Genomic DNA, 19,594 nt, shown 5'->3' with positions numbered 1-19,594 from the left:
GTCGGGTGCTCGGAGCGGTGGCTCAGGTCATCGGCGCGTCGAGGTCCAGGTCGTAGTCGACCTCGCCGCCCTCGAACGTCGCCTGGAACGGCCGCCCTGCGCCCATGACGAGGTCCTGCATCGGTCGGTTCGTGGCGAGGGTGACCGCGCGCAGGTGGTGGAAGCCGCGATCGGCGGCGAGCGCGGTGAGCAGGCTCATGAGCAGCGTCCCGATGCCCCGGTGCTGGTGGTCGTCCGTGACGGTGAACGCGACCTCGGCGGTCTTGACGGGCGCGGCGGTGATGCGGTCGTAGCGGCCGACCCCGACGATGCGGCCGCCGTCCTCGACGAGGACGGCCTCTCGATCGAGGTGGTCGACGCGCGTGAAGTGGTCGGCTTCGGCCGCGGAGAGGTGCGGATGCCCGCTGAAGAAGCGCCGGTACTGCGACTCCGGCGACAGGCCCTCGTGGAACCGCCTCAGGGCGGTGGCGTCTTCGGGCTGGATCGGCCGCACGTGGACGACGCCGCCGTCGTCGAGATGGAAGGGTCGTCCTCGGGGGCCGTCCACCGTCGGCGGCAGCCCTGCGTCGTGCACCTCGGCATCCATGGATCCATCGTCGCTGGGCCGGGAGGGCCGGACCAGGGTCGGAGGTCCCTTGCTGTCACCACACGGCGAGCAGCAGCGCCGCCCAGGGGGAACACCCTCATGGCGATGCCCGCGACCGACGTGGCCCCGAGCGGAAGCGGTACCGGTCCGGACCGGTACCGCCCGTGTGCCGGTGGGCTCAGGGCCGGCCGCGCTTGTCGGCCTGGCGGACGGCGTAGACCGCCGCTTCGGTGCGCCGGCTCATCCCGAGCTTCATCAGCACGTTCGACACGTAGTTCTTCACGGTCTTCTCGGCGAGGAACATGCGCTCGCCGATCTGCCGGTTGGTGAGGCCCTCGGCGAGGAGGTCGAGGATGTTGCGCTCCTGGGGGGTTAGCGATGCGAGCCGCGGGTCCTCGGTGCTGCCGCGGCGCAGGCGGTCGATGGCTCGGGCGGCGAGGGCCGGGTCGAGCAGCGACTCGCCCGCGGCGGCGCGGCGGATGCTGGACACGAGGTCGTTGCCCCGGATCTGCTTGAGCACGTAGCCGGCGGCCCCGGCGATGACGCTGTCGAGCATCGCCTCCTCATCGGTGAAGCTCGTGAGCATCAGGCAGGCGATCTCTGGGTGCGACGATCGGATCTCGCGGCAGACCTCGATGCCCGAGCCGTCGCCCAGCTGCACGTCGAGGACCGCGACGTCGGGGTGGCTCGTGGCGATGCGATCCAGCGCCTCGGCGACCGACCCGGCCTCGGCGACGACCAAGAGGTCGGGCTCGGCCTCGATCAGGTCGCGGACCCCTCGCCGGACGATCTCGTGATCGTCGAGGAGGAACACGCGCGTGCGAGGTGGCGGATCGTCGTGGGGGGCGGCGTCACTCATGTTGTTGGCATCCGTTCATGGTGCTCCTGGGGCCCGGCTCGTGGGGAACCGACGTGACGTTACGGCGCGTCGGATGCGGGGCGCGGGGGACCGCAGCAGCTGGCGCCTGGTCACCGGGCCCCAGGGGGGAGGTGACCGCCGACGTGGCGTCCGCTGACGATGGTGGCGTCGATGCGCACGTAGGCATCGCCGTGCCCGACCCACGGTCGCAGGGGGAGGGTCGTCGCCCGTTCGAGGTCGACCGGTTCGGTGAGCACGTGCGCGGTGCCGGTAATGGACACGCTCCAGCCGCTGTGCGCCTCGGCATCGAAGTGGTCGACCTCGAGGCACAGCACCTGGCCGGCGCTCGCCGCCATGAGCTTCGCGCCGGCGTCGGTGCGGAACACCGGGTCCCGGCCGAGCAGCGCGAAGTGCACCGGCAGGATCGCCGGGAGCGCGTTGACCGTGACGCCGATCCGGCCGAAGTGGGTCGAGCCCATGAGCACGAAGCAGTCGTGCTCGGAGAGGTGCTCCAGCCCGGTGTGACGGCTCGTGTCGGTGTCCATGTCAGGCCTCCCCGGGGCGCTCGGCGACCGGCGTTCGGTCGTGGTTGCCAGCGTGAGGGCGGCGGCTGTCGCCGCCCAGGGCCGATGGTCCCAACCTCGCAGGCCGGCTCCTGCCTGTCGGTGCGCCTCCGCTGGTAGGCCGGGCGTGGGACCTTCGGCCCTGGTGACCAGATCGCCCCGGGCGCACGATCGGCGCATGCACCTCCTCATGATCGAAGACCGGCCAGGGATCGCGGCGAGCAGCACGAGTGCACTCGAGCGAGCCGGCCACCAGGTCCACCGCTGCCACGAGGGGACCGGTTCGTTCCCTTGCCGCGGCCTGACCGGCGGGTGCCCGCTGGAGGGTCCGCAGCCGATCGACCTCGTCGTCGACGTCCGCTGCGGCACCGATGCGGCCGCCACGGCCAGCGAGGCGGGCGGGACGTGCGCCCTGCGCCGCGGCGTGCCGGTGCTCGTCGACGGTCGCACCGATCCGTTCCCCGGGTGGGCGGCGGTCCGCCGGGAGGACGAGGACCTGCTCCCTGCCTGCGAACGGGCCCTCGCGGACCACGACCGGGCCCGGTCTGCCCCCATCCAGATCGAGGTCGACCGGCTCCTCGAGGTCCACGCCCCTGGCTCGGGGCCGTCGACCGTGCGGTTCGGTCGGACGACCATGGGCACGTCCATCCAGGTCGAGGTGCCGGTCTCCGTCTCGCCGAGCTTCGCGGGCACGATCGCCGCCCGCGTCCACGCCATCGAACGGGCGCGGGGTGCCGGGCACCGGGTGCTCGACATCGGCGTCACCGGTCCCGAGCCGGCCTGAGCGGCACGTTCCCGGGACGCAGACGGCACGGGACGACCCGAAGGGGATGGGGACCTTCGGCCCTGGGCGGCGCGTGCCGGCGGGTGCACGCTGAGCAGAGACGATCACGGAGGACAGAGCCATGACGATCATCACCGTCGGATTCGATGGGTCCCGCCAAGCCCACCAGGCGCTCGAGTGGGCGGCCGACACCGCGTCGGCGAGCGGCGCCCGCGTCCACGTGATCCGCACCTGGGCCGAGCCGATGTTCTTCCCCGGTGCGGTCTCGGCGGGGAGCCCCGCCGAGAGCGAGTACAAGCTGGCGCTCGAGGACCTGCTGGATGCGATCGGTGACTCCCAGCGGCGCCACCCGGGCGTCGAGTTCACCCACACCGTCTCCGCCGACCCCCCGGCACCGGCGCTCCTCGACGCCTCGGGCGGTGCATCGATGCTGGTCGTCGGCGCACGCGGCCGGGGCGGCTTCGGCCGGCTCCTGCTCGGGTCGGTCAGCCAGAAGGTCGCCGCCCGCGCCGAGTGCCCCGTGGTCGTGGTGCGCGGTCCCGGATCGCCGCGCGGCGATGTCGTCGTGGGCGTCAGCGGCTCCGAGGAGGGCCGCGCCGCACTGGCCTGGGCCGCCGAGCAGGCCGGGCTCCGCAGCGTCCGCCTCCGCTGCGTGCTCGCCTGGAGCTACCTGCTCCCGCAGGGCCTCCACGGGGAGGAGCAGTTCCAGCCCGACTACACCCCGGAGGTGGCGAGGTCGGCGCTCGAGACGATCGTCGCAGAGGTGCTCGGCCCGGATCCGGCGGTGGAGATCGAGCTCGAATCACCCTGCGAGCTGGCGGCGAAGGCGCTGATCGAGCGCTCCGAGGAGGCATCGCTGCTCGTCGTCGGACCACGGGAAGGGCGCCACCCCCACCTCGAGTCGGGCTCGGTGACCCTGCAGGTCCTGCACCACGCCGCGGTCCCGGTGGCGATCGTCCACCAACGGGCCTGGATCGACGGCTGAGCGCGCCGCTCGGCCGTGGCGCTCAGCGGCCGAGCGGCACCGTCCACTCGAGCCGGCAGCCGCCTTCGGGTCGGGGCGACAGCGATGCCGCCCCGCCGAGCTCCTCGGCGCGGCCGGTGATGTTCGTGATGCCGTTGCCGCGGAGGCCGTCCCCGTCGGAACCGGATCCGCCGAGGCCGCAGCCGTCGTCGTCGACGGTCAGGCGGAAGGAGTCGCCGACCGACACCTCGACCGAGGCCGTCGAGGCGCGTGCGTGCTGCACGACGTTCGACAGGGCCTCGCGCAGGACGGGCACCACGTGGTTGACGATGGGTTCGTCGACCGACTCGATCGGCCCTTCGAACATCACCGTCGGTTCGAACCCGAGGTCGAGCCCCGAGATCACGTCGAGCAGGCGCCCTCGGACGCTGGGGGCCTGGGCCAACGGGGTCTGGAGCGAGAAGATCGCGATGCGCAGCTCGCGGATGGTCTCGTCGAGGTCGTTGATGGTGGCTTCGAGCCGGGGCCGGACCCGTTCGTCGCTGAGCGACGCGGCCGCCTGGAGGCTGAGGCCGGCCGCGAACAGCCGCTGGATGACCGTGTCGTGGAGATCCCGTGCGATCCGGTCGCGGTCCTCGGCCAGGGCGAGCACCTGCTTCGCGTCCTGGAGCTGCTCCTGGCTGACGCGCAGCTCCTCGGCCGCGGCGAGGCGCTCGGCGATGTTTCGGATCGCGGCGACCACGAACAGGCCGCCGTCCAACGTGAGCGGGCTCAGGCTGATCTCGGCGTCGAACTCGGTGCCGTCGACGCGCCGGGCCCGGAGCTCGAGGCCGGCGCCCATCGATCGCACCTCGGGGTGCGCCCGGTACCGGGTCCGGTGCGCTCGGTGGCGGCCCCGGAGCTGGGTGGGGAGCAGGTCATCGACGGAGGTGCCGACGAGCTCCTTCGCCTCCGCCCCCAGGAGGGTGCCGGCCTGGTCGTTGGCGAACGCGATCTCACCAGACTCGGCGACCACCAGGATCCCGTCGGGGGCGGCATCGAAGAGCGACCAGGCGAAGTCGTCTCCCACCCCGTCGAGGAGCTGCGATCGGTGTCCCATCGTCGCCCTCTCCCTCGGAACCTGCCGGCGTCGCTGAAGGCCAGCGTCAGCCGCGAGTGTAGGGACAGGTGGTTCACCCCCTGGCCGGGAGCCGGCCGCGGCGAGCGGATCAGGTCTCGTCGGGATGACCCGCCGGCAGCTCCGATGCGATCTCCGGGAGGCCCTCGGACGGTCCGCTCAACGATCCGAGCGGGAGGTAGAGCTCGAACTCGGCCCGGCGGGCATCGGCGAGCTCGAGCCGGCCCCCGACGGACTGGACGAGGGTCCGGGCCAGGGCCAGGCCGACGCCGGATCCGTTGCCGACCGAGACGTGGCGGGTGAAGATCGCCTGGTCGAACCCGGCGGGGATCCCGGGGCCGTCGTCGGACACGGTCACGACGAGGTGCCCGTTGGTGCGGCGGGCACGGAGCCGGACCGTTCCCCGGCCGTGCTGGAGGGCGTTCTCGATGAGCACGTTCAACACCTCGGCGATCGGGCGGGCGGGGATCAGGGCCTCGGCGACGCCCGCCTCGAGGTCGACGTCGATCCGGCGTCCGTCGGGCGCGGCCAGCGGATCCCACCGGGCGCGGGTCGCGTCGAACACGTCGCCGGCGGCGCCGAGCTCCGTGGTGGTGACGGCGTCCGAGCGAGCGAGGGTGAGCAGCTCGGAGATGGTGGCATCCAGGCGGTCGACCTCGAGGAAGGCGTCCTCGAGCGCGGGGCCCATCTCGTCGGGCCCGCCCATCGCCGCCTCCTCCAACCGGACGCGCAGGGCCGTGAGCGGGGTGCGGAGCTGGTGGGAGGCGTTCGACGAGAACTCGCGCTCGCGCCGGACCAGGTCGGCGATCCGGGCGCTGCTCGAGGTCAGCGCGGCACCCACCGCGTCCACCTCGGGGATGCCGACCGGCGCGACGGGCACGGAGAAGTCGCCGGCCCCCAGGCGCCTCGATGCGGCGGCGAGGTCGTCGAGGGGACGGCCGAGCCGGTTGGCTTCGCGCACGGCCAGCGCCACCGCGACCGCCATGCCGGCGACGGCGAGCCCGGCGACGATCAGCCACGCTTCGACCGTCCGACCGTCTGCTTCGCGGGCCGAAGCGAGGACGGTGATGTGCACGCCCGTCGCCGTGTCGATCTGCGCCTCGATCGTCCGGCCACCGGGCCGGGAGCCGACGCGGGTGGTCCGTCCCGCGGCGTCGCGGACGACGACGTACCGGTCGTCGCGGGCCGCCGTGCTGACTGCTGACGCGGGCACCGGCTTGCCCTGCTCGCTCGGCTCGGAGATGGCGAACCCGATGGCGTCGGCCTCGCGGTCGAGCGAGCGCACCGCCTGCTCGCGGGCCAGGTGCGAGGCGATGATCCCCAGCGGGACGCCGAGCACGGTGACCCCGACGACGATGACCGCGAGGAACGCGCGCAGGAGCCGCCGGCGCACCTCAGCCTCGCTCGAACCGCAGGCCGACCCCGCGCACCGTGGTGATGAACCGGGGGGCGACCGGATCGTCGCCGAGCTTGCGCCGCAGCCAGGACACGTGCATGTCGAGCGTCTTGGTCGACCCGAACCAGTGCTCGTCCCACACCTCGTCCATGATCCGCTCCCGCGTCACGACGGTCCCCGCGTTGCGCACCAGCAGGGTGAGGAGCTGGAACTCCTTGGGCGAGAGCGTCACCTCCGCGCCGTCCACCCACACCCGGCGGGCGGCCACGTCGACGCGGACCGGTCCCTGCACCAGCTCATCGCCCTCGGGCACCCGGCGCAGGTTGGCCCGGACCCGGGCCAGCAGCTCCGACAGGCGGAACGGCTTGGTGACGTAGTCGTCCGCCCCGGCATCGAGGCCGAGCACCGCATCGAGCTCCTCGGCCCGAGCGGTGAGCATGAGGACGGGCAGATCGAGGTCGGTCCGCCGGATGCGCCGGCACACCTCGACGCCATCGATGCCCGGGAGCCCGACGTCGAGCACGATCAGGTCGACTCCGCCACGCTCGAGCCGCTCGAGCGCGGCCTCGCCGGTGCCCACCGACTCGACCTCGTGGCCGTCGCGGCTCAGCGCCCGAGCCAGGGGCGCAGAGATGGCATCGTCGTCCTCGACGAGCAGCAGCTGAGCCATGGCGGGAGCGTACGGGTCCGACCCCGGCGGCCACGGGAAACCAGCTGGTCTTTGCCGAACCTTGACCTGCCCTTGGACCGAGCGTGGGCGTGGGGTTCGTACCGTCGTCTCCATGGACAGCACCCCCCACCCCGAACTGAACCACACCGCCCGTGGAGCCGGCGTCGTCGGCCTCGGAGCCATCGCGCTCATCCACCTCCTCGACCTCCAGGGCAAGCTCTCCGAGACGCCGTACCTGGGGATCGCCTACATCGGCCTGATCGTCGGCTGCGTCATCGCTGCGGGGATGCTCGTGCGCGGCGACGTCCGTCGAGGCTGGCTGCTCGGTGGCGGGCTCGCGGCGGCGACGCTCGTCGGCTACGCCGTGAACCGCACCCTCGGCATGCCGTCGGCGACCGACGACATCGGCAACTGGCTCGAGCCGCTCGGCCTGGCGTCGGTCTTCGTCGAGGCGTGCGTCGCCCTGCTCGCCGCCGGTGAGCTGCTCGCCTTCCGCCGTCACGCGACCCCGACGACCAGGACCGCCGCTCCCGAGCGCCAGCCCGCCCGGGTCTGACCGGAGCGGCGAGCGATGACCCGGCCCATGACCGATGCCCTCGATCGTCCGCGGCCCGCCCGAACGCGGCCGGCCGGACCGGACCGTCGCTCCGACATCGCCCTGGTTCCCCTGCGCGCCTTCCTCGGGATCACGTACGCGTTCGCGGGCCTGCAGAAGCTCGCCAGCACCTCCTACCTGTCACCGACCGCGACGGCAGGCGTGGCCGCCCAGATGCGTGCCGCGGCGCACACCAGCCCCATCGCGGGCGTGCTCGGCACGGTCCAGCAGCACGCCACCGTGTTCGGCCTGCTGATCGCGTTCGGTGAGCTCGCCGTCGGCATCGGCATGATCCTCGGCCTGTGGACCCGCGCGGCCGCGGTGGGCGGCATGGCGCTCGCCCTGTCGTTCCTCCTCGCGGTCAGCTGGCACTCGAACCCCTACTACCTCGGGCCCGACATCGTCTTCCTGGCGGCGTTCACGCCGTTCGCCATCGCTCCGCCCAGCCGGTGGTCCGTCGACGGTGCGGTCGCCCGACGGCTCCGCCTCGAGCGGCCGAACCCCTCGGCGCCGGCGCCGGACGAGGCCCGGCGCCGCTTCCTCGAGACGCTCACGATCGCCGGTTGGGCCGGAGCGGTCGGGCTCCTCGGTGGCGGGGCCGTCGCCGCGATGGGCCGGCTCGTCGGCTCCACCGGTGGCCAGGCCGCGGGAGGCGCCATCCGCCTGCACCCGCCGGTGGCGGCGGTGCCGAACGGATCGACCACCACCGCCGCCACCACCACCGGCGCCACCACCACCGGCGGAACCGAGACGCCGTCCACGACGCCGCCCGCGACGACCATCCCCGGCACCGCCGTCGGCCGCGCCAGCGATGTGCCCGTGGGCGGTGGCGCCCAGTTCGCCGATCCGGCCACCGGCGCCACGGCCATCGTCGTGCAGCCCACCGCCGGCTCGTTCGAGGCCTGCTCCGCGATCTGCACCCACGAGGGGTGCACCCTCGGGTACAACGGCGCCGTCCTCCAGTGCCCGTGCCACGGCGCCGAGTTCGACCCCGCCACCGGAGCGGTCCTGCAAGGGCCGGCGGAGCAGCCGCTCGCCACCCTCAAGATCCGGTCCGCGGCCGACGGCAACCTCTACGTCGAGGCCTGACGATCCAGCCCCGCCGGACGAGGTCGTCGACCGGCTCCAGCACCGCCAGCGACCACCGCCGCCGCCCTGATCGCGATCTCCGTCTTCGCTCGACGGCGCGCGGTCGGTGGTCCACAGGACATGATCGTGGGCATCACCCTCGATCTCGCCCGGTCGCACGACCGAGCAGAAGGACCAGACATGCCTGCACCTGGGATGCACTCCGGAAACCCCACCGACGACGCCCTCAACCTGGCCATGTCGGAAGGCGCCCTCCCGCTGTTCGAGGCGGTGAAGGCGTTCATCGCGGAGGAGGTCGAGCCGATCACGGCCGAGTTCTTCCGCCTGGGCGAGGGCCGGGCCGACCGGTGGGGCTACGGCGACGGCCAGCTCGAGCTGCTCGACTCGGTGAAGGCCAAGGCCAAGGAGCAGGGCCTCTGGAACTTCTTCCTGCCCAACGCCGAGACCGGTGAGGGCCTGTCGAACCTCGACTACGCCTACATCGCCGTGGAGCTGGGCAAGAACCCGATCGCGTCGGAGTGCCTCAACTGCTCCGCCCCCGACACCGGGAACATGGAGGTGCTCGAGCGGGTCGGCACCCCCGAGCAGAAGAAGCAGTGGCTCGAGCCGCTGCTGGCCGGCGAGATCCGCTCCGCCTTCGCCATGACCGAGCCCGATGTCGCCTCGTCGGACGCCAAGAACATCTCCACCTCTGCCGTGCTCGACGGCGAGGAGTGGGTCATCAACGGCGAGAAGTACTACATCTCCGGCGCCGGCGACCCCCGCTGCAAGGTCATGATCGCCATGGTCAAGACCAGCCCCGACGCCCACTCGTACCGGCAGCAGTCGCAGATCCTCGTGCCGATGGACGCGCCCGGCGTGGAGATCCTCGGCCCGATGCACGTGTTCGGCGACGACGACGCGCCCCACGGCCACATGCACCTCCGGTTCACCGACGTGCGGGTCCCGCAGTCCAACGTGCTGTGGGGCGAGGGCCGTGGGTTCGAGATCTCCCAGATCCGCCTCGGCCCCGGCCGCATCCACCACTGCATGCGCTCCATCGGCCAAGCCGAGCGGGCCCTCGACCTGATGGTGCGCCGCGGCCTCAACCGCGAGGCGTTCGGCAAGCCGCTCGCCCGCCTCGGCAAGAACACCGAGGTGATCGCCAAGGCCCGCATCGAGATCGAGTCGATGCGCCTGATGGTCCTGCGGGCCGCCAAGGCCATGGACACGATGGGCAACGCCGAGGCCCGGGTGTGGGTGTCGGCCGTGAAGGCCATGGTGCCCGAGCGCGTCTGCCAGATCATCGACGAGGCCATCCAGATCCACGGCGCCACCGGCATCTCGCAGTGGACGCCGCTCGCAGGCATGTACGCCGGGGTCCGCACGCTGCGCCTCGCCGACGGCCCCGACGAGGTCCACTGGCACGTGGTCGGCCGCGCCGAGCTCACCCGCTACGAGGACGACCACGATCCGGCCCCGCGGCTCGGCCAAGACGACGAGGGCGGCCGCTTCTCCGGCCCGTAGCGGATGAGGATCGGCATGTCCGAGCTGACGCTGCGGGCCGGCGAGGCGTCGGCCTCCGTCTACCCGGAGCACGGGGGTCGGCTGGGCCAGCTCGACCTCGGCGGCGGCCCGCTGCTCCGCCCTCGATCGGGTGAGGGGTGGATCGACTGGGGCTGCTACCCGCTGGTCCCGTGGTCGAACCGCATCCCGGGAGGCCACCTGCGCTGGGGGGACATCGACGACCAGCTCCCGGTGAACTCCGAGGACGGTGCCGCCATCCACGGGCTGGTGGCGGCATGCCCCTGGACCGTGCTCGACCAGGCCGAGTCGAGCGCGCACCTCGAGGTGGTGGTGGCGGCAGGGCCGTACCGGATCCGGGCCGCCCAGACCTTCGACCTCGAACCCGATCGGCTCGGCCTGCAGCTGTCCGCCGAGAACGAGGGGGAGGTCCCTGTGCCCGTCGGCATCGGGATCCACCCGTGGTTCCACCGCGGGCGGGTCCAGCTCGCAGCCGAGGAGCGGTGGCCCGGCGAGCCCATCCCCACAGGCCCGCCCGTGCCCGTCGAGGGCCGCTACGACCTCCGGCAGGGCGTGGTCCCCGCGCCGATGGATGCGTGCTTCACGACGTTGACCGCCCCCGTCGCCGAGGTCCCGGGGGCGCGGCTCCGCTGGGACGGCCCGATCTCCAACGTGGTGGTCTACACCGGGGAGCCCGACTGGGTCTGCGTGGAGCCGGTGACCATGGCGACGAACGGCTTCGAGCTGGCCCGAGCCGGTGCGCCCCACCACGGCGTCCAGGTCCTCGAGCCCGGAGCCGCCATCGAGGTCGGCTACCGGTTCGAGCGCGCGAACCTTCAGCCACCAAGGTGAAGGTCCGGGTCCTTCTCAACCGGCAGGTCTCGCCGCTCACGCGGGCGATCGGGCGGAGTGGCTCAGCGGGCGGTGATGCCGGCGAGGTGGTGGCCGGTGGCCCACTTGGGCGTACCGGAACGATCAGACGCCGCTGGGGTGGTTGGCGGGGTCCCAGCGGAGGGCGCCAGGGCTGGGCCACAGCGGGCCGATGAGGATCCGGCCGCCGGCCTTGGCCGCCTGGAGCCAGCGCCACGCGCCGTCGGGGTCGGCGTGCTGGGGCGGGCAGGGGCCGGTGGCCAGGTGGAGCGGCGTCACGGCGAGGTGCCCGACGAACGTGGCGCCGTCGCCGACGTGGAAGGCGCAGTGGCCGGGGTTGTGCATGCCGGTCCACTCGGCCCGCACACCGGGCGCCACCTCATCGCCATCGGCGAACCCGTCGACGAGCCCCGCGCCGCGCAGGGCGGCGAAGGCGGCTTCGACGTCGCCGCCTTCGGGCTCGGCCACCGAGTGGGCGAGGGCCGCATCGCTGAGCAGGATGCGAGCGTTCGGGAAGTACGGCTGCCACCCATCGCCGTCGCGCACGGCGCTGAGGCCGATCGACTCGATGTGCGAGAGCAGGACGGTGTCGACCGTCTCGATGGGGATGCCGGCGGCCGCGAAGGCGGCGGCGTAGGCCTCCTGGTGAGCCGCCGTCGACGACGGCTCGTGGAGGAGGTCGTCGATGTTGCCCGATGGGTCGACGACGATGCGACGCCCGTCGGTCTCGATCACCCAGGCGCAGCTCGCCGCCCGGACCTGGCCGTCGGTGGCCCAGTCGGGGTCGGCCCACCGCACCGAGCGCACCTCTTCCGGGGTCAGCCCGGTGGGCTCGGGGTCGATGGCCGCATCGAGGTAGAGCACCCGCGTGAGCCGAACACCGTCGAGGTCGATCACCGTCGTGGTCACAGCAGGTTGGTGTCGGTGAGGACGTGCACGAGGGCAGGGCCGGGGTGGGCCAGCGCCTCGGCGAGCGCGGTGTCGAGCTGGTCGGGTGACTCCACCCGGATCCCGAGGGCGCCGCACAGCCGGGCGTACTCGGCGAAGTCGGGGTTGAGGAGGTCGGTCTGCCAGACCTCCATCTCGACGGCCCGCTGCTCCTTGGTGATCTTGCCCAGCTCCGAGTTGTCGAGGAGCACGTGGGTGATGCCCATGTCGAACTTCACCGCGGTGGTGAGCTCGGCGAGGTACTGGCCGAAGCCGCCGTCGCCGGTCACCGCCACGATCGGGCGGTCCGGCGCCGCCGCCCACGCCCCCATCGCGGCGGGGAACCCGAAGCCGATCGACCCGAGGTAGCCCGACATCAGGACCGACTGCTCACGGCACTCGAAGTAGCGCCCGAAGGAGTACGCGTTGTTGCCCACGTCGACGGTCACCACCGCATCGGCGGGTACGTGGCGGCCCATGGCATCGAACACGGCTGCTGACGACACGCCGCGGCCCCGGTCGTCGGCCACCCGTCGGGCCTTCTCGGCTCGCCAGATCGACCAGCGGTCGGCGACGTCGGCGCGCTGGTCGACCCGGTCGGCGGGCCCGTCGCCCAGCCGGCCGAGGAGCGTGCGGGCGGTGACCCCGACGTGGCCGAGGACCGGGACGGTCACCGGGCTGAACCGGCCCAGCGCCATCCGGTCGAAGTCGACCTGGATGGTGGGCTTGTACGGCGAGATGCCGGTGTGGTTCGAGAACGACGCGCCGAACACCACGAGCAGGTCGCACTCGTTCATCAGCCAGCTGGCGACGGGGGTGCCGCTCCGGCCGAGGACGCCCGCCCCGAGCGGGTGGTGGTCGGAGATCTGGCCCTTGGCCTTGAAGGTGGTGAGGACCGGGGCGTCGAGGGCCTCGGCCACGGCGAGCACGTCGGGCATGTCGAAGCGGGCGCCGTGGCCGACGATCACGACCGGGCGGCGCGCCGTCGCCAGCAGGGCCAGGGCCTCGTCGACCGCCGCCTCGGGTGGCGCGATGGCCAGGTCGGGGACCCGTCCGGTCGGCCCGGACGCGGCCACGCCGGGGGCCGGCAGGACCTGGACCTCGTCGGGGAGCACCAGGTGGGCGACGTCGCGGTCGAGGATGGCGGTCTTGCACGCCAGGGTGACCAGCTCGGCGTGGTCGGAGCCGGGCAGCACGGTGCGCGAGGTGCGGGCCACGTCGGCGAACGCACCCGTCAGGTCGACATCTTGGAACGCCCCCTGGCCCAGCACCTTCGACGGCACCTGGCCCGAGATGGCCAGCACGGGGGAGCGGTCGACCTTCGCGTCGTAGAGGCCCGTGAGCAGGTTGGTGGAGCCGGGCCCGGCGATGGCGAAGGCGGCCGCGGGCCGGCCCGTGAGCTTCCCGTAGGCGGAGGCGGCGAACGCGGCGGCGCCCTCGTGGCGGATGCCGATGTAGCGCAGGTTGCCGGCCTCCTCCTGGCGGCGGAGGGCATCGGCGAACCCGAGGTTGGAGTGGCCCACCATCCCGAAGACGTGGGTGATGCCCCACGCCACCATGGTCTCCACCATCACGTCGGAGACGGTGCGCACGTGCGGGGCGGGCGGCCGGATGGAGACGTACACCCCGTCGTCGCGCACCTCCACCGGGAACGACTCGGGGCGGTCGGAGAAGGCGCCGGGCGGCTCGCCGGTGGTGGGGTCGTAGTCGTAGCCGTGCCACGGGCAGCGCAGCAGCCCGCGCTCGATCGAGCCCTCGCCGAGGGGACCGCCCTGGTGGGGGCAGCGGTTGTCGAGCGCGCCGTACGTCCCGCCGCAGTTGGTGAGCGCCAGGCTCCGAGTCCCCGCCACCACCGTGCGGACGCGCCCGTCGCCCAGGTCGCCGACCTCGGCCACCTTGACCCATGTCGCCTCGGGGAGTGCGGCCGTCACCTCGGGTTCAGCCATGGGAGCAGCCTCCCGGCTGCCGCACCGACCGTCAAGCTTCGATCGTGCAGCCCGTGCTCGCGCCGAGCGGTTGCGGCGGCGGCCCTCGGCCCTCAGCCCAGCTCGCTGAGCTTCACCACGCGGGTCGACGGGAGGAGGTCGACCACCTCGGGGCCGACCCAGCGGACGCCGACGGTGCCGCGCCGGTGGCCGGCGGTGTCGAGCCAGTTGGGGAGGCCCGGGTCCTGGTGGGCGACGATCCAGCGGACGCTGCCGTCGGGCTCGAGGACCGTCGAGTGGCTGTTGAGCGTGATCTGGTGGTTCGTGTAGTCGAGCGTCTCCATCCAGTGGTTGTGGAGGGCCACCATCCAGTACTCGCAATCGGGGGGCACGGCCTCGATGACCAGGGCCTCGTCGTCGGCCAGGTCGAAGTAGGCCTGGTGCCACTTGATCTGCGGGTCCTTGAACTTGTCGGTCTCGGGCAGCTCGGCCTCGTCGGTGAAGACGTTGGGCCACTGCGCCTGGCGCGTCGCCCAGCCGGCGCCGATGTCGGCGACGCCCTTGACGTAGAAGCCGGCGTAGAGCAGCGAGTGGTAGAGGTGCTCGGCGCTGAGCGGGTCGGGCGGGGTGCCGTCGTCGTCGAGCCGCTCGATGTGCAGCTCGGCCCGCGCCTGGTTCTCCTTGTCGAGGAACGTCTGGCGGACGGCGAGCGACCGCGTGTCGGGCTCGGAGCGCAGCCAGTTGCCGGGGCGCTCCTCCTGCGTGATGAACAGCTCGAAGGTCCCGTCGGGCTCGAAGTGCATGTGCTCCTCGTGCATCGTCTCGCCCACGCCCGGGCCGCCGCTGCCGAAGCCCCCGGCGGAGAACAGGTTGAAGCTGATCCACTTGGCCTCGCCGCGGGTGCCCCAGATCCGGTAGTCGTACTTCCCGTCGAGCTTGGCGCCGAGGTAGTGGTTGTCGGGGTTCTCGCCGACGATCTTGATGGTCTCGTGGCAGGCGTGGACGAGCACGGGCGTCTCCGGGATCCCGTACTCGAGCGTCCCCTCCAGCGCGCCGCGCAGCAGCCGGGTGAGCATCCGGAAGCCCTCGGCCCGGTCGAGCGGGTCGCTCGGGTTGGTGTCGGCCATCACGGTCTCGCCGGCGGCGGCGAGCAGGTCGCAGAACTCCCGCCACGCGGTGCCGTCGACGACCTTCTGGGTGGCTTCATCCATCGGTGGCTCCTGGGTCTGCTGGGTGTGCGTTGTTGTCGAGGATGTCGACGCGCCATCGCGCGCCAGGGCGGCGGCGACGGCGGCACCGATGCCGCGCGCGCTGCCGGTGACGATGGCGACCTTGCCGTCATGGCGGGTCGGGCGGTCGCTCATCCTCGGAGGGCGAGGGGACGGATGGTCACGAGCCGGTGGGCACGCCGTCGTCGACGGCCCGGCTGGCGTCGACCTGGCCCGGTGCGAACGGCAGCACCGGCGGGTCGGTGCCGAAGATGTCGAGCGTGTGGATGAACCGGTGCAGGCCCATCGACTCGGCGCAGGTGGTGCCGAGCTCCACGATCTGGCCGATGGTGAACACCCCGGCCAGCTCCCGGTAGAAGTCGGCGTCGATGGCGTGGTGGTCGGCCGACAGCAGGTCGAGGAACCGGATCGCCATCCGCTCCTGCGGGTCGAGGTCGAGGTGGTCGGCGTCGATCAGGCACGCCACGTCGTCGTCGGTGATGGAGTCGTGCTTGCGCGACTGCATGCACGGCTGGCACTCGCCGAGCTGAGCGCTGCGGATCCGGAGGAGCTCCAGGATGCGCCCGCCGAGGAGGGTGCCGGCCCCGGCGTTGAGGCGCTTGGCGTGGATCGTCTCGAGCAGCGCCGTGCGGTACGCGAAGACCTGGAGCGGCAGCGGGGTGGCGTACAGCCCGTCGGCGACGCCGCCCTCGATGATGGCTCGTGAGCTGGGGGAGAGCTCCTCGATCGGAATCGGCTCGATGATCGGCACGGCGGTTCCCCCTGTGGTCTCAGCGCCCGGTTGGTGCGCCGACAGATGTAACACTATTGCTCACTTCTGTAAACCACGACCGGGTCGGACGGGTTAGGGTCCCCGGCCATGGCTGCCGAACCCGCGGGGACCACCACCAGCGTCGAGGCCATCTTGGCGGCCACCCGCGCGGTCATCGCCGAGCAGGGCCCGGGCAAGGTGACGATGTCGGCGATCGCATCGGCGGCCGGGGTGTCGCGGCCCACCCTCTACCGGTGGTTCCCCACCAAGGACCACGTGCTGGCCGCGCTGTCCGACTACGAGAGCCGGCTCTTCGAGACCCGCCTGCAGGCCCTCGTCGATGCCGAGCGCACCCCCGCCCGCCGGCTCGATGCCGCGCTGCGGTTCCTCGTGACCTACCTCGACGGGCTGATGGGCCCCAACCCGATCGCCGCCGACCCCGCGTTCGCCCTCGCCAACCTCGCCGCCTCGCTCGGTCCGCAGACCACCACGTTCGCCCGGCTCGTCGGCGATGCGCTCGACCGGGTCCCCGCGGTGCAGGCGGGGCGCCTCACGCGCGACCAGGCCGCCGACATCCTCATGCGGCTGGCCATCTCCAACTACCTCCTGCCGCACCCCGATCAGGAGGAGCTCGTCGCCAACATCCGCGGCTTCGCCGGGCTCCCGCGCCGCTCGATCACCCGCGCCGCCGGCTGACCGCCGGTGCACGACCACAGCAACCACGACCAGGAGAGGGGTCCCGCATGGATCTCGGATTGAAGGGCAGTGCCGCCGTCGTCACCGGCGGGAGCAAGGGGATGGGACGGGCGATCGCCGAGGCGTTCGCCGACGACGGAGCCAAGGTGGCGATCCTCGCTCGTGGCGCCGAGGCGATCGACGAGACCCTCACCGAGCTGCGCCGCCGGGGCTGCCCCGACGCCATGGGCATCTCGGTCGACCTCACCGACCCGTCCTCGATCGACGAGGCCTTCGCCACCATCGGCGACCGCTGGGGCGCGGTGAACAGCCTGGTCAACACGCTCGGGCCCGGGGACGGCACCTTCGACGCCCTCGACGACGCCGGTTGGGACACCGCCCTCCAGCTCGGGCTCATGGCGGCGGTGCGCTGCACCCGCGCCGCGCTCCCGCTGCTGCGCCAGGCCGAATGGGCCCGGATCGTGAACTTCGCCGCCCACTCGATCCAGCGCCAGAACCCGCAGATCGTGGCGTACACGGCGTCGAAGGCGGCGCTGACGAGCGTGTCGAAGAACCTGGCCAAGAGCCTGGCGCCCGAGGGCATCCTCGTGAACACCGTCAGCCCGGGCACCATCGTCACCGCCAGCTTCACCGAGAACCTCGACCCCTTCCTCAAGGAGGACGGGCTCGACTCCAGCAACCCGGTCGACGTCATGACCTGGATCGAGAAGCACTTCCACCAGCCCGCCGACCTCGGCCGCGCCGGGCTGCCGGAAGAGATCGCCAGCATCACCGTCTACCTGGCGTCGCGGCGCAACGGGTACGTCACCGGCGCCAACGTCAACGTCGACGGCGGCTCCGACTTCATCTGACCGGCGCCGCCGGTCCCACCAACGCAGGGCAACCAGGGGAACAGGGGACACACATGTTGGACATCGACGAGCTGGTCGAGGCCGCCTGCCGCCAGGCCGGCTCCACCGACCTCGGCCCGGACTCGTGGCGCGAGCCGCTCGAGGTCCTCGTCCACGCGTGGAACACCGAGGCCGCGCTCAACGAGTTCGGCGTGTCGGCCGCCACCGACATGGCCGTCGGCTTCCTGGCGAACCGGCTCGAGGTCGAGCAGTGGTACGCCCGCCACCCCGAGATCGACGACGAGGAGATCGTCGCCCCCCTGTTCGGCCTGGGCATGCCCCGCACCGGCTCCACCGCGACGAGCTACCTCATCGCCCAGGATCCGGCCCGGCGCTCGCTCCGGGTCTGGGAGGCCGGCAAGCCGTGCCCGCCGCCCGAGACCGCCACCGAGCACACCGACCCGCGCATCGCCGAGGCGCAGGCCGGCATCGACTTCACCAACGAGATGTTCCCGGGGTTCGCCGGCATGATCCCCACCGAGGCCGAGGGACCGCAGGAGTGCCTGCTGCTCCTGGCGCTCGACTTCCGCTCGCAGATCTTCGAGGGCCTGGCCCACATCCCCACGTACAGCCGGTACCTGCTCGAGACCGACCTCGAGCCCACGTACCGCTACCACCAGCGGGTCCTGAAGCTGCTCCAGTGGCGCTGCGGCCCGACGAGCTGGTCGCTGCGCACGCCGGCCCACATGCACTCCATCGAGGCGCTCGACGCGGTCTACCCCGACGCCCGGTTCCTGATGACCCACCGCGACATCGGCAAGGTGCTGCCGTCGCTGTGCGCGCTCTACGACACCCTCTCGTGCGTGCTCACCGAGCGCCCCGACCCGGTCGCCATCGGCACCCAGAACCTGGAGCTCTGGCGGATCTCGCTGGAGCGCCTCATCGCCTTCCGCGAGCGCGGCAACGATCACCGCTTCCACGACCTCGCCTTCGAGGACGTGCAGCGCGATCCCATCGGCTCGATGGAGCGCCTCTACGCGGACCTGGGCGACGAGCTCACGCCCGAGACCCGGCGGGGGATGGAGGCGTGGTGGGCCGACGCGTCGAAGGACCGCTCCGGTCCCGGGCGCTACGACCCCGCCGCCTACGGGCTCGACCTCGCCGCCATCCAGGAGCAGTTCGCCTTCTACTACGACCGCTTCGACATCCCCGTCGCCCCGGTCGAGCCCACCCCCTCGAACGGAGTCAACCCATGAGCACCATCTTCGTGACCGGCGGCACCGGCCTGACGGGCGGCAACGTCTGCCAGCAGCTGATCGAGCGCGGCGACGACGTCCGTGCCCTCGTGCGCAACCCCGAGGAGGCCGCCGCGCTCGCCGCCCTCGGGGTCGAGCTGATCCAGGGCGACATCGCCGATGCCGACGACGTGCTGCGCGCCGCCAAGGGCTGCGAGGGCGCCATCCACACGGCCGCCCTCCTCGGCGGGTCCAGCCAGGACATCGCCGACTTCGAGGCCGTCAACGTGGTGGGCACCCGCAACGTCCTCGACGCCGCCCAGGCCCACGGCATGCGCCGGGCCGTCGCCCTCAGCACCGGCACGTTCTTCGACCTCGCCTATGACGGTCCCCGCGAGGAAGCGCCGCTGCTGGACGACCCGCCCGACGATCCGTACACGGTCACCAAGCTGGCGGCCTTCCGCGAGACCCATGCCCGCGCCGAGGCCGGCGAGGACGTGCTGACCTGCCACCCCGGTGCGATCTACGGCCCCGGCATCGTGGCCCGGCGGGCGTTGCACCCCACCAGCTTCAACGCCATCCTCCTGGCCTCCATGCGCGGCCGCATCCCTGCGTTCCTCTCGTTCCCGGTCACCTGGGTGGCGGGCTCCGACGTCGCGGCCGGCTCCATCGCCGCTCTCGACCGCGGCGTCGCCGGCGAGCGGTACTGGCTCACGGGCCGCCCCGAGGACGAGATCAGCACGGCGGCCGGGTGCAACCGGGCCTGCGAGCTGGCCGGCGTGGAGCACCGCGTGGCCGACCTCGACCACCGCGACGACATCGAGGGCTACACGGCCGCCTTCGGCCCCACGCTCATGGCCATCTCCGAAGCGGCCGCCAACCGGGTCCAGCCCGAGCGCCCGGCCGCCAACCTGACCCACGAGCGGCTCGGCTACGACCCCATGAGCCTCGACGACGGACTGGGTCTGCTGCTCACCTGGCTCCGAGACCTGGGGAAGATCTGAC

The 19,594-nt window shown here is 72.5% G+C and carries 20 protein-coding genes; 10 read left to right on the top strand and 10 right to left on the bottom strand.

Going from position 1 to position 19,594, the window contains the following annotated elements:
• Positions 1-22: 22 nt before the first annotated feature.
• The 3 genes from ACPPVX_RS04805 to ACPPVX_RS04795 all read right to left on the bottom strand — a co-directional run bounded on the left by ACPPVX_RS04805 (position 23) and on the right by ACPPVX_RS04795 (position 1,990).
• Positions 23-586 carry an N-acetyltransferase family protein gene (locus tag ACPPVX_RS04805; protein WP_426573756.1) on the bottom strand — a complete coding sequence of 188 codons (564 nt, stop codon included), beginning with the start codon at positions 584-586 and terminating at the stop codon, positions 23-25.
• Between the two features lie 178 nt (positions 587-764).
• The gene (locus ACPPVX_RS04800) at positions 765-1,445 is read right to left on the bottom strand and encodes a response regulator (RefSeq protein ID WP_426573755.1); all 681 of its coding nucleotides are present in this window, start codon (positions 1,443-1,445) and stop codon (positions 765-767) included.
• 110 nt (positions 1,446-1,555) lie between these two features.
• Positions 1,556-1,990 carry a pyridoxamine 5'-phosphate oxidase family protein gene (locus ACPPVX_RS04795; protein ID WP_426573754.1) on the bottom strand — a complete coding sequence of 145 codons (435 nt, stop codon included), beginning with the start codon at positions 1,988-1,990 and terminating at the stop codon, positions 1,556-1,558.
• A gap of 196 nt (positions 1,991-2,186) precedes the next feature.
• Between ACPPVX_RS04795 and ACPPVX_RS04790 the strand changes: the two genes are divergently transcribed.
• Positions 2,187-2,792: a hypothetical protein gene (locus ACPPVX_RS04790; protein ID WP_426573753.1), complete on the top strand. Its 606-nt coding sequence runs from the start codon at positions 2,187-2,189 to the stop codon at positions 2,790-2,792.
• Between the two features lie 121 nt (positions 2,793-2,913).
• Positions 2,914-3,777, top strand: coding sequence for a universal stress protein (locus ACPPVX_RS04785; RefSeq protein ID WP_426573752.1), 864 nt, complete (start codon positions 2,914-2,916; stop codon positions 3,775-3,777).
• Between the two features lie 22 nt (positions 3,778-3,799).
• Here the strand turns inward: ACPPVX_RS04785 and ACPPVX_RS04780 are convergent, their stop codons facing one another.
• From ACPPVX_RS04780 to ACPPVX_RS04770, 3 genes are all read right to left on the bottom strand, one after another.
• On the bottom strand, positions 3,800-4,855 hold the full coding sequence (locus ACPPVX_RS04780) for a PAS domain S-box protein (RefSeq protein WP_426573751.1): 1,056 nt from the start codon (positions 4,853-4,855) through the stop codon (positions 3,800-3,802).
• A 109-nt stretch (positions 4,856-4,964) separates the two neighbouring features.
• Positions 4,965-6,266 (bottom strand): ATP-binding protein, encoded by a 1,302-nt coding sequence (locus tag ACPPVX_RS04775; protein ID WP_426573750.1) that lies wholly within the window; start codon positions 6,264-6,266, stop codon positions 4,965-4,967.
• Position 6,267: 1 nt separating this feature from the next.
• A complete protein-coding gene (locus ACPPVX_RS04770) occupies positions 6,268-6,939 on the bottom strand; it encodes a response regulator transcription factor (RefSeq protein ID WP_426573749.1) in 672 nt (223 codons plus the stop codon).
• Between the two features lie 112 nt (positions 6,940-7,051).
• Here ACPPVX_RS04770 and ACPPVX_RS04765 point away from each other — a divergent pair, with 112 nt between their 5' ends.
• The 4 genes from ACPPVX_RS04765 to ACPPVX_RS04750 all read left to right on the top strand — a co-directional run bounded on the left by ACPPVX_RS04765 (position 7,052) and on the right by ACPPVX_RS04750 (position 10,978).
• Positions 7,052-7,495: a hypothetical protein gene (locus ACPPVX_RS04765; protein WP_426573748.1), complete on the top strand. Its 444-nt coding sequence runs from the start codon at positions 7,052-7,054 to the stop codon at positions 7,493-7,495.
• 27 nt (positions 7,496-7,522) lie between these two features.
• The gene (locus tag ACPPVX_RS04760) at positions 7,523-8,623 is read left to right on the top strand and encodes a Rieske 2Fe-2S domain-containing protein (RefSeq protein WP_426573747.1); all 1,101 of its coding nucleotides are present in this window, start codon (positions 7,523-7,525) and stop codon (positions 8,621-8,623) included.
• A gap of 180 nt (positions 8,624-8,803) precedes the next feature.
• Positions 8,804-10,129, top strand: a complete 1,326-nt coding sequence (locus ACPPVX_RS04755) for an acyl-CoA dehydrogenase family protein (protein WP_426573746.1) — start codon at positions 8,804-8,806, stop codon at positions 10,127-10,129.
• A 15-nt stretch (positions 10,130-10,144) separates the two neighbouring features.
• Positions 10,145-10,978, top strand: coding sequence for a hypothetical protein (locus ACPPVX_RS04750; RefSeq protein WP_426573745.1), 834 nt, complete (start codon positions 10,145-10,147; stop codon positions 10,976-10,978).
• Positions 10,979-11,101: 123 nt separating this feature from the next.
• Here ACPPVX_RS04750 and ACPPVX_RS04745 read toward each other — a convergent pair whose 3' ends face one another.
• From ACPPVX_RS04745 to ACPPVX_RS04730, 4 genes are all read right to left on the bottom strand, one after another.
• Complete coding sequence (locus ACPPVX_RS04745; RefSeq protein ID WP_426573744.1) at positions 11,102-11,905, bottom strand: hypothetical protein; 804 nt, start codon at positions 11,903-11,905, stop codon at positions 11,102-11,104.
• Positions 11,902-13,869 (bottom strand): thiamine pyrophosphate-dependent enzyme, encoded by a 1,968-nt coding sequence (locus ACPPVX_RS04740; protein WP_426573743.1) that lies wholly within the window; start codon positions 13,867-13,869, stop codon positions 11,902-11,904. The genes ACPPVX_RS04745 and ACPPVX_RS04740 overlap by 4 nt, the downstream gene beginning before the upstream one ends.
• A 92-nt stretch (positions 13,870-13,961) precedes the next feature.
• A complete protein-coding gene (locus ACPPVX_RS04735; RefSeq protein ID WP_426573742.1) occupies positions 13,962-15,212 on the bottom strand; it encodes a DUF1214 domain-containing protein in 1,251 nt (416 codons plus the stop codon).
• Positions 15,213-15,237: 25 nt separating this feature from the next.
• Positions 15,238-15,828 carry a carboxymuconolactone decarboxylase family protein gene (locus ACPPVX_RS04730; protein ID WP_426573741.1) on the bottom strand — a complete coding sequence of 197 codons (591 nt, stop codon included), beginning with the start codon at positions 15,826-15,828 and terminating at the stop codon, positions 15,238-15,240.
• 108 nt (positions 15,829-15,936) lie between these two features.
• Between ACPPVX_RS04730 and ACPPVX_RS04725 the strand changes: the two genes are divergently transcribed.
• Genes ACPPVX_RS04725 through ACPPVX_RS04710 form a run of 4 tightly spaced genes read left to right on the top strand, consistent with a single transcriptional unit; the run spans position 15,937 to position 19,593 of the window.
• On the top strand, positions 15,937-16,524 hold the full coding sequence (locus ACPPVX_RS04725) for a TetR/AcrR family transcriptional regulator (protein WP_426573740.1): 588 nt from the start codon (positions 15,937-15,939) through the stop codon (positions 16,522-16,524).
• 47 nt (positions 16,525-16,571) lie between these two features.
• Positions 16,572-17,375, top strand: a complete 804-nt coding sequence (locus tag ACPPVX_RS04720; protein ID WP_426573739.1) for an SDR family NAD(P)-dependent oxidoreductase — start codon at positions 16,572-16,574, stop codon at positions 17,373-17,375.
• 53 nt (positions 17,376-17,428) lie between these two features.
• Positions 17,429-18,610, top strand: a complete 1,182-nt coding sequence (locus tag ACPPVX_RS04715) for a sulfotransferase family protein (protein WP_426573738.1) — start codon at positions 17,429-17,431, stop codon at positions 18,608-18,610.
• Complete coding sequence (locus ACPPVX_RS04710) at positions 18,607-19,593, top strand: NAD-dependent epimerase/dehydratase family protein (RefSeq protein WP_426573737.1); 987 nt, start codon at positions 18,607-18,609, stop codon at positions 19,591-19,593. The genes ACPPVX_RS04715 and ACPPVX_RS04710 overlap by 4 nt, the downstream gene beginning before the upstream one ends.
• Position 19,594 lies beyond the last annotated feature (1 nt).

Origin of the sequence: Aquihabitans sp. McL0605, assembly GCF_049993875.1 — a bacterium.
Taxonomy (GTDB): Bacteria; Actinomycetota; Acidimicrobiia; order Acidimicrobiales; family Iamiaceae; genus Aquihabitans.
The sequence above is the reverse complement of the archived record's forward strand: the minus strand, read 5'-3'. Positions and strand labels throughout refer to the sequence as shown.